This is a genomic window from Streptomyces sp. NPDC004610 (assembly GCF_040609715.1).
Taxonomy (GTDB): Bacteria; Actinomycetota; Actinomycetes; order Streptomycetales; family Streptomycetaceae; genus Streptomyces.
On the sequence record NZ_JBEXLA010000025.1, the window covers coordinates 51,062 to 75,642 of the forward strand.

General features: G+C 73.0%; 28 protein-coding genes and 1 pseudogene. 12 read left to right on the plus strand and 17 right to left on the minus strand.

Translation table 11 applies throughout. The annotated features are described in order from the left end of the window. The first annotated feature begins 56 nt into the window (after nt 1-56). Nucleotides 57-365 (plus strand): SH3 domain-containing protein, encoded by a 309-nt coding sequence (locus tag ABZX40_RS25990; protein WP_355743210.1) that lies wholly within the window; start codon nt 57-59, stop codon nt 363-365. Between the two features lie 53 nt (nt 366-418). Here the strand turns inward: ABZX40_RS25990 and ABZX40_RS25995 are convergent, their stop codons facing one another. After that, nucleotides 419-1,045, minus strand: a complete 627-nt coding sequence (locus ABZX40_RS25995) for a YigZ family protein (protein WP_355743213.1) — start codon at nt 1,043-1,045, stop codon at nt 419-421. Nucleotides 1,046-1,276: 231 nt separating this feature from the next. Between ABZX40_RS25995 and ABZX40_RS26000 the strand changes: the two genes are divergently transcribed. Beyond that, nucleotides 1,277-1,615: a hypothetical protein gene (locus ABZX40_RS26000; RefSeq protein WP_355743216.1), complete on the plus strand. Its 339-nt coding sequence runs from the start codon at nt 1,277-1,279 to the stop codon at nt 1,613-1,615. A 165-nt stretch (nt 1,616-1,780) separates the two neighbouring features. On the opposite strand, the gene ABZX40_RS26005 is transcribed toward ABZX40_RS26000, so the two are convergent. Then, on the minus strand, nt 1,781-2,332 hold the full coding sequence (locus ABZX40_RS26005) for a histidine phosphatase family protein (RefSeq protein ID WP_355743219.1): 552 nt from the start codon (nt 2,330-2,332) through the stop codon (nt 1,781-1,783). Further along, entirely contained in the window at nt 2,329-3,060 is a 732-nt protein-coding gene (locus ABZX40_RS26010) for a hypothetical protein (RefSeq protein ID WP_355743222.1), read from the minus strand. Before ABZX40_RS26010 ends, ABZX40_RS26005 begins: the two co-directional genes overlap by 4 nt. 201 nt (nt 3,061-3,261) lie before the next feature. Between ABZX40_RS26010 and ABZX40_RS26015 the strand changes: the two genes are divergently transcribed. Further along, on the plus strand, nt 3,262-3,669 hold the full coding sequence (locus ABZX40_RS26015; RefSeq protein ID WP_355743225.1) for a CoA-binding protein: 408 nt from the start codon (nt 3,262-3,264) through the stop codon (nt 3,667-3,669). Nucleotides 3,670-3,778: 109 nt separating this feature from the next. Here the strand turns inward: ABZX40_RS26015 and ABZX40_RS26020 are convergent, their stop codons facing one another. From ABZX40_RS26020 to ABZX40_RS26030, 3 genes are all read right to left on the minus strand, one after another. Continuing rightward, the gene (locus ABZX40_RS26020) at nt 3,779-4,336 is read right to left on the minus strand and encodes a YbaK/EbsC family protein (RefSeq protein ID WP_355743227.1); all 558 of its coding nucleotides are present in this window, start codon (nt 4,334-4,336) and stop codon (nt 3,779-3,781) included. Nucleotides 4,337-4,417: 81 nt separating this feature from the next. Then, nucleotides 4,418-4,990: a helix-turn-helix domain-containing protein gene (locus tag ABZX40_RS26025; protein WP_355743444.1), complete on the minus strand. Its 573-nt coding sequence runs from the start codon at nt 4,988-4,990 to the stop codon at nt 4,418-4,420. 180 nt (nt 4,991-5,170) lie between these two features. Continuing rightward, nucleotides 5,171-5,956, minus strand: coding sequence for an acyltransferase (locus ABZX40_RS26030; protein WP_355743229.1), 786 nt, complete (start codon nt 5,954-5,956; stop codon nt 5,171-5,173). A gap of 125 nt (nt 5,957-6,081) precedes the next feature. On the opposite strand from ABZX40_RS26030, the gene ABZX40_RS26035 reads away from it, so the two are divergent. Next, nucleotides 6,082-6,606 (plus strand): gamma carbonic anhydrase family protein, encoded by a 525-nt coding sequence (locus ABZX40_RS26035; protein ID WP_355743231.1) that lies wholly within the window; start codon nt 6,082-6,084, stop codon nt 6,604-6,606. Nucleotides 6,607-6,664: 58 nt separating this feature from the next. Here ABZX40_RS26035 and ABZX40_RS26040 read toward each other — a convergent pair whose 3' ends face one another. Continuing rightward, entirely contained in the window at nt 6,665-9,274 is a 2,610-nt protein-coding gene (locus ABZX40_RS26040) for a beta-glucosidase (protein ID WP_355743234.1), read from the minus strand. A 152-nt stretch (nt 9,275-9,426) separates the two neighbouring features. After that, on the minus strand, nt 9,427-9,864 hold the full coding sequence (locus tag ABZX40_RS26045; RefSeq protein WP_355743447.1) for a DUF4442 domain-containing protein: 438 nt from the start codon (nt 9,862-9,864) through the stop codon (nt 9,427-9,429). 161 nt (nt 9,865-10,025) lie between these two features. On the opposite strand from ABZX40_RS26045, the gene ABZX40_RS26050 reads away from it, so the two are divergent. Together ABZX40_RS26050 and ABZX40_RS26055 are read left to right on the plus strand one after the other, a co-directional pair. Next, nucleotides 10,026-11,237 (plus strand): hypothetical protein, encoded by a 1,212-nt coding sequence (locus ABZX40_RS26050; protein WP_355743237.1) that lies wholly within the window; start codon nt 10,026-10,028, stop codon nt 11,235-11,237. A 108-nt stretch (nt 11,238-11,345) separates the two neighbouring features. Further along, nucleotides 11,346-12,728 carry an MFS transporter gene (locus ABZX40_RS26055; RefSeq protein ID WP_355743239.1) on the plus strand — a complete coding sequence of 461 codons (1,383 nt, stop codon included), beginning with the start codon at nt 11,346-11,348 and terminating at the stop codon, nt 12,726-12,728. On the opposite strand, the gene ABZX40_RS26060 is transcribed toward ABZX40_RS26055, so the two are convergent. The 3 genes from ABZX40_RS26060 to ABZX40_RS26070 form a co-directional block, all read right to left on the minus strand. Then, a complete protein-coding gene (locus ABZX40_RS26060; RefSeq protein WP_355743242.1) occupies nt 12,690-13,535 on the minus strand; it encodes a fused MFS/spermidine synthase in 846 nt (281 codons plus the stop codon). The two genes, ABZX40_RS26055 and ABZX40_RS26060, sit on opposite strands and share 39 nt — an antisense overlap. Before the next feature lie 119 nt (nt 13,536-13,654). Then, a complete protein-coding gene (gene tuf / locus ABZX40_RS26065; RefSeq protein ID WP_355743245.1) occupies nt 13,655-14,824 on the minus strand; it encodes an elongation factor Tu in 1,170 nt (389 codons plus the stop codon). 296 nt (nt 14,825-15,120) lie between these two features. Next, nucleotides 15,121-15,855 carry a DNA alkylation repair protein gene (locus ABZX40_RS26070; protein ID WP_355743247.1) on the minus strand — a complete coding sequence of 245 codons (735 nt, stop codon included), beginning with the start codon at nt 15,853-15,855 and terminating at the stop codon, nt 15,121-15,123. A 298-nt stretch (nt 15,856-16,153) separates the two neighbouring features. Between ABZX40_RS26070 and ABZX40_RS26075 the strand changes: the two genes are divergently transcribed. Continuing rightward, nucleotides 16,154-17,014: a TVP38/TMEM64 family protein gene (locus ABZX40_RS26075; RefSeq protein WP_355743250.1), complete on the plus strand. Its 861-nt coding sequence runs from the start codon at nt 16,154-16,156 to the stop codon at nt 17,012-17,014. Nucleotides 17,015-17,045: 31 nt separating this feature from the next. Here the strand turns inward: ABZX40_RS26075 and ABZX40_RS26080 are convergent, their stop codons facing one another. Then, a complete protein-coding gene (locus tag ABZX40_RS26080) occupies nt 17,046-18,215 on the minus strand; it encodes a thiolase family protein (protein WP_355743252.1) in 1,170 nt (389 codons plus the stop codon). A gap of 116 nt (nt 18,216-18,331) precedes the next feature. Between ABZX40_RS26080 and ABZX40_RS26085 the strand changes: the two genes are divergently transcribed. The 3 genes and pseudogenes from ABZX40_RS26085 to ABZX40_RS26095 all read left to right on the plus strand — a co-directional run. After that, nucleotides 18,332-18,805 carry a helix-turn-helix domain-containing protein gene (locus ABZX40_RS26085; protein ID WP_355743255.1) on the plus strand — a complete coding sequence of 158 codons (474 nt, stop codon included), beginning with the start codon at nt 18,332-18,334 and terminating at the stop codon, nt 18,803-18,805. Nucleotides 18,806-19,073: 268 nt separating this feature from the next. Further along, complete coding sequence (locus ABZX40_RS26090; protein WP_355743257.1) at nt 19,074-19,949, plus strand: undecaprenyl-diphosphate phosphatase; 876 nt, start codon at nt 19,074-19,076, stop codon at nt 19,947-19,949. Between the two features lie 42 nt (nt 19,950-19,991). Then, a pseudogene (locus ABZX40_RS26095) lies at nt 19,992-20,129 on the plus strand (helix-turn-helix transcriptional regulator); the annotation flags it as partial. A 141-nt stretch (nt 20,130-20,270) separates the two neighbouring features. Here ABZX40_RS26095 and ABZX40_RS26100 read toward each other — a convergent pair. The 5 genes from ABZX40_RS26100 to ABZX40_RS26120 form a co-directional block, all read right to left on the minus strand. After that, nucleotides 20,271-20,471, minus strand: a complete 201-nt coding sequence (locus ABZX40_RS26100) for a hypothetical protein (protein WP_355743260.1) — start codon at nt 20,469-20,471, stop codon at nt 20,271-20,273. Then, nucleotides 20,468-20,662: a hypothetical protein gene (locus ABZX40_RS26105; protein WP_355743263.1), complete on the minus strand. Its 195-nt coding sequence runs from the start codon at nt 20,660-20,662 to the stop codon at nt 20,468-20,470. Before ABZX40_RS26105 ends, ABZX40_RS26100 begins: the two co-directional genes overlap by 4 nt. Continuing rightward, entirely contained in the window at nt 20,659-20,997 is a 339-nt protein-coding gene (locus ABZX40_RS26110; protein WP_355743266.1) for a hypothetical protein, read from the minus strand. The genes ABZX40_RS26105 and ABZX40_RS26110 overlap by 4 nt, the downstream gene beginning before the upstream one ends. Before the next feature lie 393 nt (nt 20,998-21,390). Continuing rightward, nucleotides 21,391-22,566: a helix-turn-helix transcriptional regulator gene (locus ABZX40_RS26115; protein WP_355743268.1), complete on the minus strand. Its 1,176-nt coding sequence runs from the start codon at nt 22,564-22,566 to the stop codon at nt 21,391-21,393. A 60-nt stretch (nt 22,567-22,626) separates the two neighbouring features. Next, nucleotides 22,627-23,265 carry an HAD family hydrolase gene (locus tag ABZX40_RS26120; protein WP_355743271.1) on the minus strand — a complete coding sequence of 213 codons (639 nt, stop codon included), beginning with the start codon at nt 23,263-23,265 and terminating at the stop codon, nt 22,627-22,629. Nucleotides 23,266-23,523: 258 nt separating this feature from the next. On the opposite strand from ABZX40_RS26120, the gene ABZX40_RS26125 reads away from it, so the two are divergent. Together ABZX40_RS26125 and ABZX40_RS26130 are read left to right on the plus strand one after the other, a co-directional pair. Then, nucleotides 23,524-24,153 (plus strand): hypothetical protein, encoded by a 630-nt coding sequence (locus ABZX40_RS26125; RefSeq protein WP_355743274.1) that lies wholly within the window; start codon nt 23,524-23,526, stop codon nt 24,151-24,153. Between the two features lie 211 nt (nt 24,154-24,364). Next, nucleotides 24,365-24,544 carry a hypothetical protein gene (locus tag ABZX40_RS26130; RefSeq protein WP_355743277.1) on the plus strand — a complete coding sequence of 60 codons (180 nt, stop codon included), beginning with the start codon at nt 24,365-24,367 and terminating at the stop codon, nt 24,542-24,544. The last annotated feature ends 37 nt before the right edge of the window (nt 24,545-24,581 follow it).

The following is a 24,581-nucleotide window of genomic DNA, read 5'->3' on the forward strand; positions in this document are numbered from 1 at the left end:
GACCCGGAACGTCGCCTTTGACGCGACGAGAGAAAGCGAACGGAAAAGGAATCCTCATGAAGAAGCGCATGCTGACCGCGGCCCTCCTCGTCGGCGGGCTCACCCTGGCCGCCGGCCCCCTCGCCCATGCCACGCCGGAGGCCGCTCCCGCGCGGGCGGCGGACCAGCAGGGCATGATCTGCACGGTCACCGAGAACGGCGTCAACTTCCGGGGCGGTCCCGGCACGCAGTACCCGGTCCTGGGCCAGGTCAACGCGGGGCGGCAGCTCATCGAGCGCTCCCAGGACGGGAACTGGATCATGGGCGACGTGGTGAACGGCCGCAGCGGCGTCTGGATCCACTCCGCGTACCTCGACTGCCGTTAGCGGTGACGGCCCGTCAGTCCCGCGGGGTGCGGCCACCCGGTGCGCACCCCGCGTCAGACGTCCCCGTAGGTCTCCCCGCCCAGTTCGAGGGCGGCGGACCCGGCGGTGGTGTCGGCCAGCCAGGCGCGGAAGGCGGGGACATCGGCGTCCGGGAGGCCGACCTCGATGGTGACCTGCTCGCCGTAGCGCACCTCCCGTACGGTGCGGCCGGTGGCGAGCAGGTCGTTGTGCAGGCGTCCCGCGCGCTGGTGGCCGACGGTGACCGTGGCCAGCCGGAAGCGGCGCCGGGTGCGGGTGCCGAGGGCGTCGAGCGCCTCGCCGACCGCACCGCCGTAGGCGCGGATCAGACCGCCCGCGCCGAGTTTGACCCCGCCGTAGTAGCGGGTCACCACGGCGACGGCGTAGCGCATGTCGCGCCGCAGCAGCATCTGGAGCATGGGGACCCCGGCGGTGCCGCCGGGCTCGCCGTCGTCGCTGGCCTTCTGGACGGCGGCGTCCGCGCCGATGACATAGGCCCAGCAGTTGTGGGTGGCGTCCGCGTGCTCCTTGCGCACCCGCGCGATGACGGCCTGGGCCTCCTGCTCGGTGGCCGCGGGGGCGAGCGCGCACAGAAAGCGGGAGCGGTTGACCTCGGTCTCGTGCACACCCGCGCGGGCCACTGTGCGGTACTCGTCCGGCATCCGCCCAGCCTATGCGCGCCCTGGGGGGCGGTTCCCGGTGGCCCTCCTAGGTAGGCGTACTCATGTGCGAGCGGGGTTGGGGCGGGAGGCTGGTCGCGTCAGGTGCGGCGGTCGGGGCGGTCGGGGCAGGCGCGGCGGTCGCGGAAGGCGCGGCGGTCAGGGCGGTCGGGGGATGGAGGGGCCATGGCGAGTGCGGGGCGGGCTGAGGGAGCCGTGACGGCTGAGGGAGCCGTGACGGCTGAGGGGGCCGTGACGGCTTCGGGGCGGCGGCGCGGGCCGTCCGGTGGGGCGCAGGCGGCGGCCTGTGCGGCGCTGCTGCCGCTCGATGCGCTGCTCATCGCCTGGCTGTGGCTGCGCTGGGGCATCACCGGCTGGGGCGACGCCTACGACCCGGACAACCCGGCAGAGGCGCCCCGGCTGGCCCGGCAGGCGATGTGGATCCTGCTCGGCGGCGCGGGCCTCACCGGCGGCGGCCTGCTCGCCCTGCGGTGGCGGGCCCCCGGGGTGCTGCAACTGATCGTGCTAGGCGGGGCGGGGGCGTTGGCGGCGGGGTTCGCCGGGACGGGTTAGCGCGCCGTACTCTCCTCGGCGCTGATGCTCTGTCTCGCCGCCGATGCCCTGCCTCGGGGCCGATGCCCTGTCTCGGCGCCGGTGCCCTGCCGCGGCGCCGATGCCCTGCCTCGCCACTCACGCCCTGCCCCGCCGCGGCCCGCCAGGGCGTGACCGCCCACACCCTTACGCGGCCTTCTTCTTCCGCCCCCGTGGCACCAGGACCGCCGTCAGCAGCGCGGCGCCTGGGCCGAGGGCCTCCCAGGTGGGCCCGTACCAGGTCAGGACGGCTATCGCGGACGTGGGGAACTTCTCCCGGACCTGGTCCAGGGTGCCGTCCAGGCCGTCCCCGGCGAGGTGCAGCACCAGGTCCTCCAGACCGGGGTTGTGCCCGACCAGGAGCAGGGTCTCCACCCGGGGCCGGGTCTCGCGCACGACGGCCAGCAGCTCGGGTATCTCCGCCCCGTAGACGCGCGCGTCATGGTGGACCGGCGGCGGGGTGCCCCACTGCGCGGACGCCAGCTCCCAGGTCTGGCGGGCGCGGACGGCGGTGGAGCACAGGGCGAGGTCGGGCAGCAGATCGGCCTCGGCGAGGGCGTGCCCGGCGGCGGGCGCGTCCCGGCGGCCCCGGGGTGCCAGGGGCCGGTCGTGGTCGGGGACGCCGTCCGGCCAGGCCGACTTGGCGTGCCGCAGCACCACCAGCCGCCGCAGCGGGCCCGCACCCGCCCGGCGGGTCACGCCTGCGCCCCCACATCGCGGGTGAGTTCCACGCCGAGCAGCCGGTCGGCGTAGGCGAAGGTCTCGAAGCGGGCCCCGTCGGGGACACCGGGGTCGTCCGCGACCCCGCGCAGGACGTCCAGGACACCGGGCACGTCCAGATCGTCCTCCCAGGCCGCGCGGAGCCGGTTGCGTACGTCGGCGGGGATCGGCCGGGACGGGGTGCGGGCCCAGTCGGCGACCGCGCGGCGCCAGCCGGAGAGGGTGCCCCGGGCGGTGTCCAGCGCGGCGGGGTCCACGCGCGCGGGACGGTCGTGCCGGACGGAGACCAGGGCGAGCCGCAGGGCGGCGGGGTCGGTGCCGGGCGGGGGCCCCGTCACCGGGTCCACCGGCGCCACGCCGACGAGCGCGCCCTCGGCGGTGCCGCCCGCCGGTCCCTCCCCCGCCGCGACGTGTATCACCTGGGCCGCGCCGAGGGCCTGCCCCACGTCCCGGCTCTCCTCGAACGGCCGGACGCCGAGCGCGGCGGCGTCCGCGCGCAGTTCCGTCTGGTCGGCCGCGCCGCCCAGCTGCGCCCACACCGGCGTACCGCCCAGCTCCAGGGCACGGACGAGGACGTCGGCGACCAGCAGCACCCGCAGGGCGGTGGTGTCGTGTCCGTCGGCATGGACCTCGACGCGGGTCAGTCCCCGGCGGACCGGGGCGGCGTCGGCGGGATGGCCCGTACGGGCGTCGATGATGCGCAGCACGGCCCGAGCGTAGGCCCCAAAGCCGCGATAGGCAGGCATGTCATGAGGCATCCGGACACCTTGGCGCGGAAAAGCGGTCCGGGACGGCTGATGCGCGACGGTGGGAATCTCCACGGAGTGCCGCACGTTCACTCCACAGACGCGCGATCACAGGCGCGGGGCAAGAGCTGTGTGGGCGACGGGATGTCTGGGAGGCCGGCGGTGTACGGCGACGATGCGACCATCCGCAAGATCCTGACCGAGTCGGGCGACACCTGGGCGGTGGTGGGCCTGTCCTCGAACCCGTCCCGGGCGGCGTACGGGGTCGCCCAGGTGCTCCAGCGGTTCGGCAAGCGGGTCGTCCCGGTCCATCCCAAGGCGGAGACGGTCCATGGTGAGCGGGGCTACGCCTCGCTGGCCGACATCCCCTTCGCGGTGGACGTGGTCGATGTCTTCGTCAACAGCGACCTGGCGGGCGCGGTGGCCGACGAGGCCGTGGCGAAGGGCGCCAAGGCGGTCTGGTTCCAGCTCGGGGTGATCGACGAGGCGGCGTACGAGCGGACGCGCGCGGCGGGCGTCGACATGGTGATGGACCACTGCCCCGCGATCGAGATACCCCGCCTGGGCTGACCCGGCACGGGCTGCCCTCGGGCGGACGCCACCGGCCCCGAGCGAGGCCATCGCCCTCAAGCGGCTCCGGTCACGACAGGGCGCCACCCCGGCCGACCCCGACGACGCCTCAAGCGACCCCCAACCCCTCCAGCACCACCGCGCCCGGCAGCTCGGCGAACGCCTTGCCCGGCACCAGCAGCTTCCCGCGCCGCCGCCCGCTGCCGACGAGGACGTACGGCAGGTCCACCACCGCGGAGTCGACCAGCACCGGCCAGTCGGCGGGCAGACCGATCGGGGTGATGCCGCCGTACTCCATGCCGCTCTCCCCGGTCGCGGTGTCCATCGCGGCGAAGGACGCCTTGCGGGCGCCGAGCTGCCTGCGGACGGCGCCATTGACGTCGACGCGGGTGGTGGAGAGGACGACACAGGCCGCGAGGGTGGTCTCGCCGCCGCGCTTCCCGGCCACGACGACACAGTTCGCGGACTGTTCGAGGAGTTCCTGCCCGTAGTGCTGGACGAAGACGGCGGTGTCGGCCCACTGCGGGTCGGTCTCGACATAGACGAGCTGCTCGGCCGGGACGCTGCCGGTCCAGTCGCGGACGGCGGCGGCGACCGGGGCGATCAGGTCGGCGAGGGCGTCGGGGGCGGGGGTGGCCTGGTCGAAGTGTCCGATGGGTGCGCGCATCCGGGCACGCTAACAGGCGCTCCGACGGCCCCGGGCAGGCGTCCCGGCCCACGGACGGTGGCTAGCCCCAAGGCCGTCGACTCACCCCACAGGCGGCACGGACACCGCCATCACCATGCGCATCGGGACATCCCCCGTGTTGCCGTAGACATGGGCCGCGTTGGCCTCGAACGCGGCGCTGGCGCCTGCCGGGACGCGGTGGTCGGTGCCGTCGACGGTGAGGGTCAGCGCGCCCTCGATGACATGGACCAGCTCGACCGTGCCGGTGGGGTGCGGGTCGGAGGGGCTGGACTCGCCCGGCATCAGCCGCCACTCCCACAGTTCCAGCGGCCCGGGGGCCTCCGTCCCGGCGAGCAGCAGGTTGTAGCTGCCGGCGTCGGTGTGCCAGAGCCGTACGGCCTGGTCGGCGGGGACGATCCGGACCTTGGGGCCCTGCTCGTAGTCGAGGAGGGTGGTGATGCTGATGCCGAGCGCGTCGCCGATCTTGACGACGGTGCCGAGGCTGGGGTTGGTGCGGGCCTGCTCGATCTGGATCAGCATGCCCCGGCTGACGCCCGAGCGGGCGGCGAGCACATCGAGGGTGAAGCCGCGCACCGCGCGCCAGTGCTTCACGGTGCGCGCCAGCGACTGGGTCAGCAGTTCGAGGTCCGACACATTCCACCCAACATCGACATCCAGACCGGCGGCGTCCACCGGCGGCGGCACACCCACCGCACTACGGTGCGCTGCACCCGATTGTTCACCGCACTGTACTGCGCGGCACGACCCGGGTTCGGTCGGCGTCGGTCCTGGCGAGGCGCTCGCCGTCGGCTCGGTCGGCGTCGGACCTGGCCTTCAGTCGGCGTCGAGCCGGGCGAGGCCCTCGTCGTCCAGGTCCGCGAGCCGCGCCGCCGCCGCGTCGTCCAGCCCGGACACCGCGAGCAGTTGCTCGGAGGTCACCCCGTCCGGGATCGGCACCGGGGCCGGGGTCCGCAGCGGCGGCTGCCAGCCCTCGGCGGGGGTCCAGCGCCGTACGACCCGGGCGGGGGCGCCCGCGGCGACCGCGTGGTCGGGGACCGTGCCGCGCACCACCGCGCCGGCCGCGACGACCACGTTCCGCCCGATCCGGGCGCCCGGCAGGATCACCGCGCCGGTGCCGATCCAGCAGCCGGGGCCGATCTCGACCGGCTCCATGCGCGGCCACTGCTTGCCGATGGGCTGGTGCGGATCGTCGTAGGAGTGGTTGGTGGAGGTGACATAGACATACGGGCCGAAGTAGCAGTCGCTGCCGATGGTGACCGTGGTGTCGGCGATGACATGGCTGCCGCGGCCGAGGACGACGCCGTCGCCGATGCGCAGGATCGGGTCGGGGCCGAGATCGAGGTCGGGCATCAGCCCGGCGGTCAGGGTGACCTGTTCGCCGACGATGCAGTGGGCGCCGAGCCGGATCCAGGGCTCGCCGAAGACCGTGCCGAGCGGGAAGGCCAGTCTGGTACCGGTTCCTATCGCGCCGAAGCGGAAGCGGCCCGGCTGCTCGGCCGTCACGGAGCCGGTGCGCTGCACCCAGGCCCAGCCCGAGTGCACGGCGCGCTGCGCCATCCGGCGCCGCCAGGACGAGAACGTGTTCTTGCGTTTCGCCACGGGCTCACGTTACTCAGCGGGAGGGCCGGTCCGTGGGCGGGTGGCCTGTGATCTTCGCCCTACCGGGTGACGTACGGTGCTGAGCGGAACCCACCGGCACGGGCAGTACTTCCCAGGGAGACGGTATGACGCAGCAGGCGCTGATCACCGGTATCGGCGGCAGGGAGCCGCGGATCGATCCGACGGCGTTCGTGGCACCCACGGCCGCGATCATCGGGGACGTGACGCTCCACGCGGGGGCGAGTGTCTGGTACGGGGCGGTGCTGCGCGGCGATGTGGAGCGGATCTCCGTGGGCGCCGGCAGCAATGTCCAGGACAACTGCACCCTGCACGCCGACCCCGGCTTCCCGGTGACGGTCGGCGAGCGGGTGTCCATCGGCCACAACGCGGTGGTGCACGGCGCGACCGTGGAGGACGACTGTCTGATCGGCATGGGCGCCACTGTCCTCAACGGCGCCGTCATCGGCAAGGGTTCCCTGGTCGCCGCCCAGGCCCTGGTCCCGCAGGGGCTGCGCGTCCCGCCGGGGTCCCTGGTGGCGGGCGTACCGGCGAAGATCCGCCGCGAGCTGACGGACGAGGAACGCGAGGGCCTGACCCTGAACAGCACGCTCTACACGGAACTGGGCAAGGCGCACGGCGAACTGCACTAGGGCATATCCGACATGTCACGCCCGCCCCGCGTCGGCACTCGACGCGGAGCGAACTGCACTAACCCCCCTCGTCGGCACTCGGCACGGAGCGAACTGCACCAGCCCCCCCCTCGCCGGTACTCGGCGCGGAGCGCACTGCACCAGCCCCCCTCGTCCGTGCTCGGCGCGGAGCGATCTCCACCTCCGCCCGCAGCGCCAACTCCCCCGAGGACGCCCCGACCCACACCGTCCGCCGCCCGGTCCCCAGCACCCAGCCGTGCCGCTCCGGGTCCCAGGACGACAGCGTGCGTCCGGCGATCCGGACGGTCACCTCGCGCCGCTCGCCCGGCCCGAGGCTCAGCCGCCGGTACCCCGCCAGCACCCGCACCGGCTGCTCCAGGCGCAGCTCCGGCGAGGGCCCCAGATACACCTGCGGCACGGCGATCCCGCTCCGGCCCCCCGTGTTGCGCACGGCGAAGCGGACCTCGGCCCCCTCCGGTGCAGGGCGGGCCCGGAGCCCCTCGTAGGCGAAGGAGGTGTACGACCTGCCGTGCCCGAAGGGGAACAGCGGGCGCACACCCCGCGCGTCGTACCAGCGGTGGCCGAGGTGGACGCCCTCGGAGTACTCCAGGACGCCGTTCTCACCGGGGTAGCGGCGGGCGTCGGCGGCGACGGGGTGGTGGTCGTCGTCGGCCGGGAAGGTCTGGGTGAGCCGGCCTCCGGGGTCGCAGTCGCCGTAGAGCACGGCGGTGGTCGCGGCGGCGCCCTCCTGGCCCGGGTAGTACATCTGGAGCACCGCGCCGGTCCGGGCCAGCCAGGGCATCGCGGTCGCGGAGGAGGTGTTGAGGACGACGGTGGTGTGCGGGTTGGCGGCGGTCACCGCCTCGATCAGCCGGTCCTGGCCACCGGGCAGGGAGAGGCTCGTACGGTCCTGGCCCTCGGTGGCGTCCTCGTGGGCGAACAGCACCACCCGGTCGGCCTCGCGGGCGATCCGTACGGCGTCGGCCACGTCCTCACGGCGGGTCGTGCCGCTGATCCGGCGCAGCCGGAAGGCGAGCCCGGCGGTGCCGCCCTCGGCGGTGATGCCCAGCCGGTGGGTGCCCGGGGTGAGGGCGCGGGTGGCGCGGCGGACACCGAGCCCGTCGGGGGCGGCGGTGGTCAGACCGCCCATGAAGTACTCGCCGTGGTCGGGGAGCTGGGGGAAGAGTTCCGTGCCGTCGAGGCGGACGGAGGGGCGGCGGGCGGGGTCGCCGGAGAAGTGCAGGACGAAGGTCCACTCGTCGGGCGCGTCCAGGGTGAACGTGCCGTCGTAGGTCCAGGTCCGTCCGGCGGCCACCGTGCGGTGCTCGGCGGCGAGGGCGGGGGTGAGCAGGACGGTGGGCAGCGGCTTGCCGAAGAGGTCCTCGCCGATGGCGTGGGTGACCGAGGCGGCCCGCGCCTTCAGGGCGTCCAGCGGGCTGACGGCCCGGTCGGGCACGACATGGGCGCTGCCGCCGCCGCTGATGAAGGGGTGGGACGCGGAGGCGCCGATCACCGCGAGCCGGGCGCTCCCGTCGAGCGGGAGCGTGCCACGGGCGTTGTGCAGCAGGGTGGCACCGGCCTTGGCGATCTCCAGGGCGACGGCCGCGCCCGCCGCCGGATCGCGCTCGGGCCGGGGCGGGGCGCTCCCGTCGAGCAGCCCGAACCGTTCCATCACCCCGAGCAGCCGCCCGACCGAGGCATCGACCAGCGTCTCGGGCACCCGTCCGTCGCGGACCGCCGTCGCGAGGGCCGCCCCGAAGTAGCGGCCGTCGGGCATCTCCATGTCGAGCCCGGCGGCGATCGACGCGACGGTGCTCCGCGCGGCCGACCAGTCGGTCATCACCCACCCCTCGAACCCCCACCGCTCGCGCAGGATCCCGGTGAGCAGAACCGGGTTCTCGCAGGCGAAGACCCCGTTCACCTTGTTGTACGCGCCCATCACCGCGCCGGTACCGGCCTTGACGGCGGCCTCGAAGGCCCGTAGCTCGACCTCGTGCAGGGTCCGCTCGTCCACCCGGACATCGACCGTCATACGGTCCTTCTCCTGGTTGTTCAGGGCGAAGTGCTTGACGGTCGCGATCAGTCCGGCGTCCTGGACGCCCTGGATCTCGGCGGCGACGAGATCGGCGGCGAGCAGCGGATCCTCCCCGAACGTCTCGAAGTTGCGGCCCGCGTAGGGGGTGCGGATCAGGTTCACCATCGGGGACAGCAGCACATCCTGGCCGAGGGCACGGCCCTCCCGCCCGATGACCTCGCCGTAGCGCCGGGCGAGCGCCGGATCGAAGGCCGCCGCCAGCAGCACGGGGGCGGGCAGCGCGGTGGCGTGCCGGGCGACCCGGACCCCGGCGGGTCCGTCGGCCAGCCGCAGGGGCGGGATGCCGAGCCGTTTCACCCCGGGGACGTAGCCCGCCTGGCCGAGCGGGGCGGGGTCGGTGGCGCCGTGCAGCAGGGAGATCTTCTCGTCGAGGGTGAGCAGGTCGAGCAGTTCCCCGGCCCGGCGCCCGGCTCCGGCCGCACCGGACCGGGCCGCCGTCGCCGAGTGCGCGCCGGGGCTCCGTGCGCCCGCCGCCCGTACGGTGGAGGCGTGCGCGCCGGTGGCCGCCGCGACGACGGCGAGGGCACCGCCCAGCAGCCGCAGGGCGAAACGTCGGGGAACGGTGTCGGTCATGAGCACACTGTGCGACAGCGCGGGGTGACGGACCGTCAGGCGGGGGCGTGCGGCGCGGCGGGTGCCGGCCGCCTCCGTTCCCGACTTCGGGTCGTCGTCCCGGTCATGCGCCCGTCCCGGCGCGGCCGGCCCCCTCCGTTCCCGACTTCGTACTAGCGGCCCGGCCGCAGCGTCCACACCACCGTCATCTCCGTGGTGACCGCCCCGTCCTCGCGCCGGATCTCCACGGCGACCGGGAACTCGGGGCGCTCCCCGGCGTCCAGTTCGGCGACGATCTCGGCGATCGGGCGGCCGAGGGTGGCCGTGGCGGTCACCGGGCCCAGCGCGATCTTGCGGAAGTCGATCTCCGCGTGCACGGGCAGCGGCACGGCCCGCGACAACTGGTCACCGAAGGCGGCCAGTACGACGGCCCCGCTGGCGGACTCGCCGAGGGTGAACATCGCGCCCGCGTGGGGCCCGCCGACATGGTTGCGATACTCCTCCTGATCCGGCAGGACCAGCACCGCCTTCTCCGGAGTGGTCTCCAGGTAGGCGAGATTCAGGGTCCGCACCATCGGCACCGTGGCGGCGAGCAACTCGCCGATCGTCATCTGGTCAGCGCTCATGAGGGTCATGTTACCCATGGGTAGTGGAAAGGTCGTCGGAGCGGCATAGGGGGGAGGCTCAGGAAGCGCCCGCGATGCCGCTTCGGTACGGCACTGACGATGGGCGGTGACCCCATCGTGTCCGGTCCGCACTAGGGTTACCGCACATGTGGCCAGGACAGCAGCCGCCAGGGGGCGAGCAGAACCCGCAGCAGGGGCACCCGGAACAGGGACACCCGCAGCAGAATCAGCCGCAGGACACTCCCCCGCCGGGCGCTCCGCAACAGAACCCGTACCAGCAACCGGGCGCTCCGCAGCCCGACCCGCACCCGCAACCCGGCGCTCCCCAGCCCGGCACCCCCCAGCCCAACCCGTACCAGCAGCCCGGCTACCAGCAGCCGAACCCGTACCAGCAACCGGGCTACCAGCAGACCCCGCAGACCCCGTACCCGCAGCAACCGCACCAGTCACACCAACCGCAGCAGCCCGCCCAGCCCGCGCAGCAGCAACCGCACTGGACCGTGCCCACCCCGGTCGGTACCCCGCAGCCGCCGTCCGGCGGGGGCGGGAACCGGACCAAGCTGGTCGCCATCGTCGCCGCCACGGCCGTGGTGATCGCGGCCGGTGTCACCGGCTTCCTGGTCCTGGGCAGCGACCAGGACGCCAGCAAGGACCCGGCCGACGCGGGCGGACCCGAGGCGAGCCGGTCCGCGACCCAGGAACCGGCCGAGTCGCCGAGCGCCCAGGAGAACCCGCGCGGCACGGAGAGCGAGGAGCCGACCGTGCCCGGCTGGAAGGTCGTGGTGAACCCCAAGTGGGGCATCGCCTTCGACGTACCGGCCGACTGGGAGGTGCAGTCGCCGACCCTGAGCATCGGGTTCGAGGAGTCGGACTCGGACGACTTCAAGCCGCTCATCACCATGGCCGGCACGGCGCTGTACCAGTCCAAGTGGTGCACCAGCGACGACAACAAGGACGGCACCACCGAGGACACCTCGCTCGGCGCGGTCGGCACCAAGGGCGCGGACGGCGCGAAGAACACCGACGAGGTCGCCATCAACAATGTGTCCTGGTGGGTGTTCGGCGGCTACACCCAGCCCGACCGCAAGAGCGTGCAGAGCCCCGACAAGGCCGAGCCGTTCACCACCGACTCGGGCATCCAGGGCTCCATCGCCTGGGCGCGGTCCACCGACACCCCGCAGAAGGGCAAGTGCGCCAGCGACGGCAAGGCCCTCACCTTCGGCTTCAAGAACTCCAGCAATGACTTCGTGTCCTGGAACTTCTACGGCGCCAAGGGGGTTCAGGACGAGATCCCGGACGACGATGTCCTGAAGATCCTCAAGACGGTACGGCTGCACGGAGAGCCGACGGGCGGCTGACCCGGACCACTCCGGGAAGTGCCGGAAGGTTCCGGAAAGTGCCGGGAGGTTACGGAAAGTCCGGCAAGGGGTTTGGCAAGGGGGACCCGGGCCGGAGATAGTCGGGCCGTGCAGACCCCCGCCACACCCCCCACCCCCACCGGCCGGCCGTCGTCCTCCCGCCGTCCCGCCTGGGCCGGCCGCAACTACACGCTGCTGACCGGCGCGGCCTTCATCACCAACCTCGGCAGTAACGGGGCGCTGATCGCCGCCGCGTTCGCCGTGCTGGAGGCGGGCGGCGACGGTGGGGACGTCGGGCTGGTGGCCGCCGCGCGCACCCTGCCGCTGGTGCTGTTCCTGCTGGTCGGCGGCGCGCTCGCGGACCGGGTGCCGCGCCACCGGGTGATGGTCGCGGCGAACGCCCTGAACTGTGTCTCGCAGGGCCTGTTCGCGCTGGTCGTGCTCACCGGACAGGCCCAGCTGTGGCACATGATGCTGCTGTCCGCGCTCGGCGGCACCGGCCAGGCGTTCTTCAGCCCGGCGGCCGAGGGCATGCTGCTGTCCAGCGTGGACGCCGAGCACGCCAGCCGGGCGTTCGCGATGTTCCGGATGGCGATGCACGGGGCGGCGCTCGGCGGGGCCGCGCTGGGCGGGGCGATGGTCGCCGCGCTGGGTCCCGGCTGGGTGCTGGCGGCGGACGCGGTGGCCTTCGCGCTGGCCGGGGCGCTGCGCTGGTTCCTGGACGTCAGTCATATCCCGGCACGGGAGCCGGGCGGCGGGCTGCTGTCCGATCTGCGGGAGGGCTGGGACGAGTTCATCGGACGGCCCTGGCTGTGGAGCGTCGTCGTCCAGTTCTCGATCGCGAACGCGGTGGTGGCCGCCGCCGACGGGGTCTACGGGCCGCTGGTCGCCCGCGATCATCTGGGCGGGGCCGGTCCCTGGGGTCTGGCGCTGGGCTTCTTCGGCGCGGGCACGGTCGCCGGGGCGCTGCTGATGATCCGCTGGAAACCCCGTCGGCTGCTGCTGGCCGGCACCCTCGGGGTCTTCCCGCTGGCGCTGCCCGCGGCGGCCCTCGCGGTACCGGCGTCGATCGGGGTGCTGTGCGCGGTGATGTTCCTGACCGGCGTCACCCTGGAGATCTTCGGGGTCTCCTGGATGACCGCGCTCCACCAGGAGATCCCGGAGCACAAGCTCTCCCGGGTCGCCGCCTACGACTGGTTCGGCTCGGTGTCCCTGGTGCCGCTGGCGACGGCGCTGGCTGGCCCGGCGGAGTCGGCCTTCGGCAGAACGGGCGCCCTGTGGGGCTGCGCGGCCCTGGTGATCGTGGTGACGGCCCTGGTCCTGTGCGTCCCGGAGGTACGGAGCCTGAAGCGGCGCACCACGCCGGTGACGACGTCGAAGCCCCCGGATCCCCACCAGCACTCGGAACCCCCCACGACCGGCCCAGCCCCACTCCCCTCACCTGACCCCGAATCACCCGACCCCGAACGCCCCCTCCGGCGGAACCGGTGAGGCGACCGCCTCCGCGTCCCCGACCGGTCGCGCCCCGCCGATGAAGTCCCGCAGCGCGGCCCCGTGTTCCACCCGCGCCGGAAAGGCGTCCGCGGCGGTGCGCCGGGCCAGCGCCGCCACATCGACGGGGTGACGCGACGCCACGACCACGGCGTTGCCGAACCGCCGCCCGCGCAGCACCCCCGGTTCGGCGATCATCACCAGCTCCCCGAACACCGTCGCGAGGTTGGCGAGTTGGGCGCGCAGAAACCCGAAGGGCGCCCCGTCCGCGAGGTTGGCGAGATACACGCCGCGCTCCCGGAGCACCCGGGCGACCGTCCGCGCGTACTCGACGGAGGTCAGCGACGCGGGCACCCGCGCTCCGCCGAAGACATCGCCGACGACCACGTCCGCACAGCCGTCGGGGGCGGATTCCAGCCACTCCCGGGCGTCCGCCGCGTATAGCTCGGCCCGGACCTCCGGGGGCAGCGGCAGTTGCTCGGTGACGAGGTCCAGCAGCCCGCCGTCCGCCTCGACCACGCGCTGCCGGGACCCTGGCCGGGTGACCGCCACATACCGGGGCAGCGTCAGCCCGCCCCCGCCCAGGTGCACGACGTCCTTCGCCCGGCCCGGCGCGTCCAGCACGTCCAGGGCGTGCCCGAGCCGCCGGGTGTACTCGAACTCCAGATGGGCGGGCGCGTCGAGATCGACGTAGGACTGCGGGGCCCCGTCGACGGTGAGCAGCCAGGCGCGGGGGCGGTCGACATCGGGCAGCAGCTTCACGGTGCCGTACTCGGTGACCCGGAGCACAGGGAGGGCGTCGTTCACTCTCCCATTGTGCGGAGGCGGCGTGGGGGGATCGCGCCCGGTCCCGACCGGCCCGCGATCCCCCCACGCACATCCCCCACGCACATCCCCCTCTCACCTCCCTCGGGAGGTCACCTCGGTCACAGCAGGGACGTCACCGTCCCCGCCCCCACCGTCCGGCCGCCCTCCCGGATGGCGAACCCGAGTCCGGCCTCCAGCGGTACGTCCCGGCCCAGCTCCACGGTCATGGTGACCGTGTCCCCGGGGCGGGCGACCCCGGCCTCGCCGAGGTCCACGTTCCCGACGACATCCGCGGTGCGGATGTAGAACTGCGGCCGGTACCCGGTGACCAGCGGTGTCGTCCGCCCGCCCTCGCGGGCCGACAGCACATACACCTGGGCGGTGAACCGCCGACTGGGCGCCACGCTGCCCGGCGCGGCGACGACATGCCCGCGTCGCACCGCGTCCCGGGGCACCCCGCGCAGCAGCAGCGCCACATTGTCCCCGGCCTGCGCCTCCGTCATGGGCTTGCCGAAGGTCTCCAGCCCGGTGACGACGGACTCCAGCTCCGCGCCGAGCACTTCCACCCGGTCGCCCATCCGGATCGTGCCGCGCTCGACGGCGCCGGTGACGACCGTGCCGCGCCCGGTGATGGTGAGCACGTTCTCCACCGGTAGCAGGAACGGGGCGTCGAGATACCGCTCGGGCAGCGGCACATAGGTGTCCACCGCGTCGAGCAGCGCCTCGACGGACGCGGTCCAGCGCGGGTCGCCCTCCAGCGCGCCGAGCCCGGAGACCCGTACGACCGGTACCGCGTCGCCCGGGTAGCCGTTGCGGGTGAGCAGGTCGCGGACCTCCAGCTCGACCAGGTCGGTCAGCTCCTCGTCGCCCGCGTCGGCCTTGTTGAGGGCGACGACGATGTGGTCGACGCCCACCTGCCGGGCGAGCAGGACGTGCTCGGCGGTCTGCGGCATGATCCCGTCCAGCGCGGACACCACCAGGATCGCCCCGTCGAGCTGGGCGGCGCCGGTGACCATGTTCTTGATGTAGTCGGCGTGGCCGGGCATGTCGACATGCGCGTAGTGCCGGGTGTCGGTCTCGTACTCGACGTGCGCGATGTTGATGGTGATGCCGCGGGCCGCCTCCTCCGGGGCGCGGTCGATCCGGTCGAAGGGCACGAAGGTGCCGGAGCCGTGCTCGGCGAGGACCTTGGTGATGGCGGCGGTGAGCGTGGTCTTGCCGTGGTCGACATGGCCCATGGTGCCGATGTTGAGATGCGGTTTGGTGCGGATGTACGCCGTCTTGGACATGGCGGTTCCTCGAAGCCTGATGAGACCCGGCAGGGCCTCAGGGAGGTGGAAGACGGGACCCCGGACTCCGGCCGACCCTCCCCCTGCGGGGTCCGCCGGTCGTTCCGGGGAGGGTCAGCTTCGGGCGCCGTCGACAGCGGCCAGAAGAACCTGGACGGCAGCCTTCGGAACATCCGCGGCGGCGGATGCGGCGAGAAGGAAGGCGTACCGGAACATAGGAGAGAGCATCGCCGACGGAGCCCCCGCGGTCGAACGATTTTCCCGGCCGGGCCGCCGGGAGGAACCGCCTCCCCCACCTACTCCCCGATGTTCTTGAGGGCCTCCCGGACCGAGAGCGGCGCGAACCGGTCCCGTTCCCGCGCCAGGAAGTCCCGTACGGCGTCCGGGTCGGTCTTGGCGTACTCGCGCAGCGCCCAGCCGATGGCCTTGCGGACGAAGAAGTCGGGGTGGCCGGAGCGGCGCAGGCAGTAGCCGAAGAGCCGCTCGGTGTCGGTCCGTTCCCGGTAGCGGAGCTGGTGGAGCAGGGCGGTGCGGGCGACCCAGAGGTCGTCGTCGGCGATCCAGCGGTCCATCTCGGCGCTGAGCCGGGGATCGGCGGCCACCAGGGCGCCCACGACATGGACGGCGAGCAGATCGACGGTGTCCCACCAGGAGCCGGTGGTGATCAGCCGCCGGGCCACCGGGAGGAAGGCGGAGGAGCAGCGCGCGGTGTGGCGGCGGAGGTAGTCGACGGCGAAGTACTGGTACTCGCGCTCGGGCAGCGCCCAGCACCGCAGGGCGACGGCGGTGCAGTCGGCCTCGCCGGGGCGGGGCGTCCCGGCCAGCACCGTGCGGGACAGCGCCCGCCGGACCGGTGTGGTGAGGCCGAGGAAGGGGGCGATGTCCTTCATGTACGCCCGCATGGCCACGGCCCGCCCCGGGTCGGCGGCGGCCGGGTAGACGGCGGTGAGCCGCTCCAGCAGGGTGTCCGCGAGCGCACTGCGCGGCACCGCGCCCGCGTCCGCGCGTCCGTCCTTCGCTCCGCCGCCCATGGACGAACGATACGGCGACAACGGTGCCCCCGCCCGGCCCCGATCCCGGTGCGGGACGCCGCTCCGCCGGACCGGTGCGTGAGCGACTGTGCCGCTTCTCACAAGTGGGCGAAGCGAACCAGCCATAGGACAATCGCGTATACAGACGTGACCCCTGTGGGATCGTGGACAAGGGCCTGCTTCCCCGGCACGCGTCCGCGACGCCCCCGCGCCATCGGGATCCCCGCCGTCGGGATCCCCGCTTTTCAGGATCCCCGTCCTCGGGGAACTCCGTCCTCGGGAAACTCCGGGAGTTCACTTGTTCGATGCCACCACCCGTTCTGGGGGCACCGGCACGGCCGCACCCCCGGCCGCGCCCACCGGACTCGCGCACACCACCGCCCTCCCCGCCGGTGCCGTGCCCCTGCGCCCCACCCTCGCCGTCCGCTGCGCCAGAGCGCTGCTCTCGCCCTGGGCCCGGTTCGCCCTGCTGGTCGCGCTGCTGGTGGGGGCGGGGGCGACCGTCCTGCTCTTCGAGCCGCAGCGGTTGCTGCGGGAGGGCTGGCCGCCCCAGCTCGGCGGGCTCCTCGCCGCGCTGGTCTTCGCCGCGGCGTACGGCCTGGTCACGGTGGCGTTCGTACCGCGCCCGCTGCTGAATCTGGCCGCGGGCGCGTTGTTCGGGTCGCAGGTGGGCATCGCCACGGCCGTGGCGGGTTCGGTGATCGGCGCCGCCCTCGCCTTCGGGCTGGGCCGGACGCTGGGCCAGGACGCGCTGCGCCCGCTGCTGCGGGGGCGGCTGCTGACCGCGGTCGACGGCCAGTTCAGCCGCCATGGCTTCCGCTCGATGCTGGCGGTACGGCTGTTCCCGGGTGTGCCGTTCTGGGCGGCGAACTACTGCGCCGCGGTGTCCCGGATGGGCTGGTTCCCGTTCCTGCTGGCGACGGCGCTGGGGTCGATCCCGAACACCGCCGCGTATGTCGTCGCCGGGGCGCGTGCCTCGGCACCCACCTCGCCCGCCTTTCTGATCGCCCTGGCCTGTATCGCCGTACCGGGCCTGGCGGGCGCGGTGATGGCCTGGCGCAAGCGCCACCATGTGCGGGGCCGCCCGGCGGCGAAGGACGGGACGGGGACGGGCGTGGCCCCGGTGTGCGCGAGGGCGGACGACCGGCAGGGGGGCTGAGCGGCAGCGCACAGCCGGACGGCTGGGGGGCTCAGAGGGCTTCCAGGATCATCGCGTTGGCGAGGCCGCCCGCCTCGCACATGGTCTGGAGGCCGTAGCGCGCCCCGCGCTCGCGCAGGGCGTGGACCAGCGTGGTGGTCAGCCGGGTCCCGCTGGCGCCCAGCGGATGCCCCAGGGCAATGGCACCCCCGTTGACATTGACCCTCCCCAGATCGGCGCCGGTCTCCTGCTGCCAGGTCAGGACGACACTGGCGAACGCCTCGTTGACCTCGAAGAGGTCGATGTCACCGAGGGTGAGCCCGGCCCGGCGCAGCACCTTCTCGGTGGCGGGGACGACCCCGGTGAGCATCAGGAGGGGGTCGGAGCCGGTGACGGCGAAGCTGTGCAGCCGGGCGAGCGGGCGCAGACCGAGCCGGGCGGCGGTGTCGCCGGACATGATCAGCACGGCGGAGGCGCCGTCGTTGATGGGGCTGGCGTTGCCTGCGGTGACGTTCCACTCGATCTGCGGGAAGCGCTCGGCGAAGCCGGGGTCGAGGTAGGCGGGGCGGAGCCCGGCGAGGATCTCGGGGGTGGTGCCGGGCCGTACGGACTCGTCCCGGGTGACGCCGTCCAGCGGAGCGACCTCCGCGTCGAACCGTCCGGCGGCCCACGCGTCGGCCGCCCGGCGGTGGGACTCGGCGGCGAAGGCGTCCATCCGTTCCCGGGTGAGGGACCACTTGGCGGCGATCAGCTCGGCGCTGATGCCCTGCGGTACGAGTCCCTCCGGGTAGCGGGCGGCGACACCGGGCCCGAAGGGATCGGCGCCGGGCGGCACGTTCGACCACATCGGCACGCGGCTCATGGACTCCACCCCGCAGGCGACGACGGCGTCGTACGCGCCCGACAGCACGCCCTGGGCGGCGAAGTGCACGGCCTGCTGGGAGGAGCCGCACTGCCGGTCGACGGTGGTGGCGGGGACGGTCTCCGGGAACCCGGCGGAGAGGACCGCGTACCGGGTGGTGTTCATGGCCTGCTCGCCGACCTGGTCGACGGTGCCGCCGATGACGTCGTCGATGAGCGCGGGGTCGATGCCGGAGCGCTGGACGAGGGTGCGCAGGGTGTGGGCGAGGAGTTCGACGGGGTGGAGGTGCGCGAGGGCACCGCCGGGGCGGCCCTTGCCGATGGGGGTGCGTACGGCTTCGACGACGACTGCGTCACGCATGGGCGGGCCTCCAGGGCCGGGCGGCGGCGACGCCTGCACCGCCCCCAGTGAGTAGGATTTCCCAACCCACCCTAGCCCTGCTGGTTGGAAAATCAAACCCTCACTACACTGACCCCATGGCCGCCCGAAAAGACGCCCGCCCCTGCTCCATCGCCGACGCGCTCGCGCTGGTCGGCGAGAAGTACTCGCTGCTCGTGCTGCGCGAGGTCTGCCTCGGCAACGGCCGGTTCGACCAGCTGGTACGGAACATCGGCGCCCCCCGCGACATCCTCGCCACCCGGCTGCGCCGCCTGGTGGACGCCGGGATCCTCACCAAGTGGGCGTACAGCGAGCGTCCGCAGCGGTTCGAGTACCGGCCGACGCAGGCGGGTCTGGAGCTGGAGCCGGTGCTGATGACCCTGATGGCGTGGGGCGACCGCCATCTGCGCCCCGACGGCGACCGGCCGATGATCATCGAGCACAGCTGCGGCCGGGAGCTGGTGCCGGAGGTGGTCTGCCGGGGGTGCGGCGAGCAGGTCCACCACGAGGATCTGAAGGCCCGGCCGCAGGTGGCGGGGTGGGGGGTGACGGGTCCGACGGCGGCGGCGTGAGGAGGGGGTGCGGGGCGGGGGCGTGAGGCAGGGGCGAGGGCGGCGGGGCGAGGGGCGAGGGCGCGGGGCCGTTGCGAACCGGGGGTGGAGTGGCAAGCGGGGTCCGGACGGACAACGGCCGTAAGGGCGAAGGGCGTACGAAGGCCCTGTGTGGGGCGTGTGCCGGGCGGGACGCTACGCTGCCTCCACCACACCTGATCACCCGCATGGGCGTGTGTCGGTGTGTCCGTCGCCCGTTGCACGATCGGCACTTGGACTCCCTACTTTCATGTCTTGGTTCGAATCACTCATCCTCGGACTCGTCCAGGGGCTGACCGAATTCCTTCCCGTGTCCTCCAGCGCGCATCTGCGGCTGACGGCGGCGTTCTCCGGCTGGGAGGACCCCGGGGCGGCCTTCACGGCGATCACGCAGATCGGCACGGAAGTCGCGGTGCTGATCTACTTCCGCAAGGACATCGGGCGGATCGTGCTCGCCTGGTGCCGCTCGCTCTACAGCAAGGAGTGGCGGCGGGACCATGACGCCCAGATGGGCTGGCTGGTGATCATCGGCTCGATCCCGATCGGTGTGCTCGGGGTGACGCTCAAGGACCAGATCGAGGGGCCGTTCCGGGATCTGCGGATCACGGCGACGATGCTGATCGTCGTCGGCATCATCATCGGCATCGCGGACCGGATGGCGGCGCGCGACGAGACGGGCGGGCGGCATCGCGCGCCCAAGCAGCGCAAGGGCCTCCAGGATCTCAACGCCAAGGACGGCCTTATCTTCGGCCTCTGCCAGGCGTGCGCCCTGATCCCCGGTGTCTCCCGCTCCGGCGCGACGATCACGGGTGGCCTCTTCATGGGCTACAACCGCGAGGCCGCCGCCCGCTACTCGTTCCTCCTCGCGATCCCGGCGGTGCTGGCGTCGGGCCTGTTCGAACTGAGCGACGCGATGGAGGGCGGGCATGTGACCTGGGGCCCGACCATCTTCGCGACGATTGTCGCGTTTGTAACGGGATATGCGGTTATCGCGTGGTTCATGAAGTACATCAGCACGAAGTCGTTCATGCCGTTCGTCTGGTACCGGATCGCGCTGGGGATCATCATCATTCTGCTGGTGATGACGGGTGTGCTGAGCCCGCATGCGGCGGAATCGGCGGGGTGAGAGGGCGCTGGGACCGTCCAGGACGGCACCGGCCTCTCCCAGCTCCAACTCGGCGAACGCATCGGCCGCGACAACAAGCCCATCTCCCGATGGGAGAACGCGGTCACCGAACCCGGCGTCACCGAACTGCCGCTGATCGCCGACGCGCTCGGCGTCCCTCTCGCTGATCTCGTGCGCTGAACGGTCGGCCTGCACCGTCCCGGTGTCCTGCCATGAGCGTGGACACCGGGACGGCACCAGCAGCCCTCCCGCCCCGAGTGCGACCCCGACGGTCGGGCGTCGGGCACCTCCCGCCCCCGCCGACCAGGGGGCGGGAGGTGGTCACGGTGCCGCCGCGTACTTCGCGGTGAGGTACGCGCCCCACAGTTCGGCGGCCGTCGGGCAGTCCGTGGAGCAGGTGCCGCAGTCCCGGCGGTGGGTCTCGTACGCGAGGTAGGCCCGCTGGGCGGGCGTGTGCTGGATGTCGGTCACGGCGCGCTGCTGGTGGCCGTCGCCGTACAGCTCCCAGCCGGTGCCGGTCACCGCGTGGTCCGGGAGCCGGCGGCGAGCGGGTGGTGCCGGTCGATGAGCACCGTCAGATCCGTGGCCCGGGATCCGTCGTGCTCGGCGATCGCCTGCGCGCGTTCGTGCATCAGACCGGCGCAGTGCCGGCAGTCGGGGGGTGGCAGGGGCAGCCCGAGGACGACCGGGGGTTCTTGGTGGCGGCGGCTCATACGGTCCTCCTCGCGGCTCGCATGAGGCGGCGGAGGGCGATGCCGGTGGGGCAGGCGATCGCGTCCTGGATACAGGGCCTGCACTGGGGGGCGTGGTCCATCAGGGCGCGGTAGGCGTGGGCTCCGGTGTGGGGGCGGCAGGCGCGGGGGAACCAGTGGCGCCCGTCGGTCTGCTGTTCGCCGAGGTTGATGGCCGTCATTGTGGTGAGGGGGGCCTCGCTCCGACCCCAGACGCAGACGGCGCCGCGCTCCTGGTCGGGCGTGAGCGCGGCCAGTGCGGGGAGGGCGAGCAGCGTCAGTACGTCGGCCGGGATGTCATGGGTGGTGCTCGTCACGGGGTCGCTCCCTCGGTCGGCCGGGCGGTACCGTGCGCCATGTCGACTCCTTCGTGGTCGGCCATGCCCCGGGACCGTGGCGGCGGTCGCCGGGGCCTCTTCCAGCCTGGGGGTCGATATCACGGCACCCGCATGTGACGACCGGCCACACCCGAGTCGTGCCGCGTATCACGGCCCTCCCTGACTCGCGCAAAGGACCGGAGACAGCCCCGCAGTGGAAGCAGGCCGGCCCGTGAAGGCGAGCGATGCTCACGCTGCGGCCGACAACCGTCGGAGGGAGCAGGGGCACCTCAGGCATCCCGGGTCCCGTCCCCATCTGCTCGGTCTTGCGCGTGAGACAGATGGTGGACCGTCCGGAAGGGCACAAGTACCCCGGTGCGGGGTACCCCGGTATCAGGTAGCGGCGCACCATTGCGCGAAGGCCGTCAGGTCATCCGCGCCCGCCCGCTTCAGCCGTCGCAGCGTCGCAGCGTCCTGCCGCACCCAAGGGTGCTCGCGGGTGTGCTGCGGCGCGATCTCCCTCGCAACCTTCAGCGCCTCGAACGCCGCGTCAGCACGGCCCGCCCAGAGCTGTGCGCGGGCCATCTCGATGGAGAACCCCGACCGACGCTCGGCAGGCAGCGACGTAGGCGGCCCCCACTCCCGGGCCACGTCCAGAGCCCGCCCTACGTGGTCGTTGCCGAGACTGACTGCGACCGAGACCTCGTGGATGCGGACGGAGTCCGGGCCGAACGCGGTGCCGAGGTAGATGTCCTCCTTCACTCCCCTGGCCAGCTTCCGCGCCTCGGACAGGTGGAGCGTGGCGGACTCTGCGTTCGCGGCGCGCCCTGCGATGACCGCCGCCCGCATATGCAGGGCTCCGCGTGATGCGGCTGACGGCACGTCGTCCGGGGCCGGTGACGAATCGATAGCCGCCTCCAGCGCGCGCAGGCCGACGGCATGGGCGCGAGCCGCGAAGAAGGTTTCCGTGCGCACGTAGGCGACGGACGACGCGAGCAGCGGGTCCCCGGCCTCCGGCACGGCCCACCGCATCAGCTCGATCATCCGTGCAGACAGGTCGCGGGCCCCGAACTTGTACGCGACCGCATCAGCGGAGCGGGCGGCACGGACGACCAGGGCAGACCAGTCGCTCCGCCCGGATGACTCGGAGTTGTGGCCACGCAGCAGCTCAGCGAGCAGAGCAGGAAGCCTCTGGGCGATCGGCGTGTAGCGCGCGGCCAGCCGCCAACCCTCAGCCTCCTCGACTGCCCTGTGCAGTGCGGAGAGTGGCCGTACCGGCCCGTCGTCGGGCCGGTCGTACGCGGCGATGGAGTCCGACAGGAACGGCAGCGCGTCATGCACCCGAGTCCGTGCGGCGTCCCGATCCGACAGCAGCTCGCTCGGGTCGACTCCGAGGGCGTCGGCGATCGCGTCCAGCACAGCGGCGCCTGCTCCGCGTTCCCCTCGCTCGATCTTGCGGATCGTGCCCAGCGCGACCCCGGCCGTGTCGGCCAGCTGACGCTGCGTCATCGGCGGGCGGCTGACGCTTCGGTAGTACGCGATCCGCTTGCCGACCTCACGCGAAGACATGCCGACCCCTTTGTCCGTTAAGGGCCACCGTATCGGTGTGTGGGGGTACGTCGGGGAGGGTCAGCGGGAGACGATGCTCGCCAGTTCGCCGAGGCTGCCGATGTGGTAGTCGGCTTGGGCAGCCTCCGGGGCGTCGGCCCACAGGTTCCCCCAGGGACCGCGGCGCAGGTGCGCGGTGAGCAGTCCGGCAGCCCGCGCCGGGCCGATGTCATTGGCCGGGTGGTCGCCTACGTAGAGAGACGACGACGCGTCCAGGTCGGCGGCGGCCAGCACGCGGGCGAAGAACTCCGCGTCCGGTTTGGCCACTCCGAGGTCGCCGGAAGTGATGATGAGGTCAGAGGGCAGATCGAGACCGCGGAGGAGCTCACCCGCGAGGGTGGTCTGGTTGCCCGCGATGACGACGCGCACACCGACACTGCGCAGGGCTGCGAGCGCCGGGCGGACATCGTCATACAGGTCGCTCTCATCGAGGCGCTCGCCCCGTCCAGCGGCCTCGCGGGCGGCGTACTCGGCCGCGATGTCGATACCGGGCCGGAGCAGGCGCAGCGCCTCGGCGTTGTCGTGGCCCTGGGCGACGACGGCACCGACGAGGGCGGAGAGCGTGTGGCGCGGGATGTCGAGCCAGTCGGCCCAGGACGCCCAGTAGCGATCGTCCCGCGTGACCGTTTCGCCCACGTCAAAGATCACCGCACGAATCATGCGGCGAGCGTACCCGGACCCCACGAGGGCGGCTCTTCCCCGAGGCGGCGGGAGCGGCCCTCCTCCGAGGCGAAGGGAGCGGCCCTCCCCCGAGGCGAAGGAAGTGGCCCTCCCCCGAGGCGGCTGGAGCGAGACGACCGGCAGCCGCGAGGCCGTCGCCGTATCCGGGTACGGCGACCGTGCGTCACATCTTGATCACAAGCACACACATCCCTCACAACTCCCCTACGGTGAAACGACATTCACCCAGGGGAGACCATGCGCATCCGCACCACCATCGCCACCACAGCCCTCCTCCTCGCGGCCCTCACCGCCTGCGGGGGCAGCGACAACGGCGACTCCATCGCGGCAGACCCACAGCCCGCCGACGCGCCCACCGCCGCCGACACCCAAGCCGACGCCCAAGCCGAGGCACCGAAGAGCCTGGGGCTCGGTGACCCGGCCGAGACGATCGGCGACGGCGGCACCGGTGTCCTCCGGATCACCCCGGACAGCGTCGTGTTCGCCGAGGAGGCGCACGGGGAACCCGCCGCGAACGGGGTGTTCGTGGTCATCGCATGGAAGGCCGAGGCGACGACCGGCGCCGCCGCCGACTCCCTCGCCCCCATCACCGGCGGCGGCTGGTCCTGGATCGCCCCCGACGGCGAGATGATCGGCTGGGACAGCGGCAACTCCACCACGGTCACCCTCGACAGATTCCAGAACTCCGACCCCGTCCAGCCCGGCACCTACCAGTGGCGCAACGAGGTCTTCGACCTCACACCCGAACAGGCCGAGGGCGGCACCCTCCTGTACGTCGACGGCAACGAGGCAGCGTTCCGCTGGGACATGCCGACCACCGACACCGGCCCCAACATCACCGACCTGAGGAGTGAAGTGGAGGACTGAGAGGAGGAATCGGCCCGCTCCCGCATCGCCGCGGCACGACCGCGCGGGTGATCCGCGATCAGAACCCGCCGGTCCACGGTGACCTGCTCCCGGCGGAGCCTCCCGCCCGACGGGAGCGAGGCCGATTCGAACAGCTGATCCCGGCCAAACCCCATCCGGCCCCGTAGCCGGGCGGTAGCGCTGTGTCAGTGCTTGCCCCTAGGCTTGCCGTATGTCCCCAGATTCCGAGCGCCTTGGTTTCGTACGTTCCGCCGCCGAGGTGAACCAACAGATCCGGGCCCTTTGGCTGCGCGCGGGCGGCTCGCTGTCCGTCCAGGAGCGCGCGGAGTACGAGTTGCTGGTGGTGGAGTGGGCCGCGGCGGTCCGCGGGGAGATCGTCGAGGCGGCGTGAGACCGGGGCGCGACGCCGGAGGCGGGAGCCGACGCCA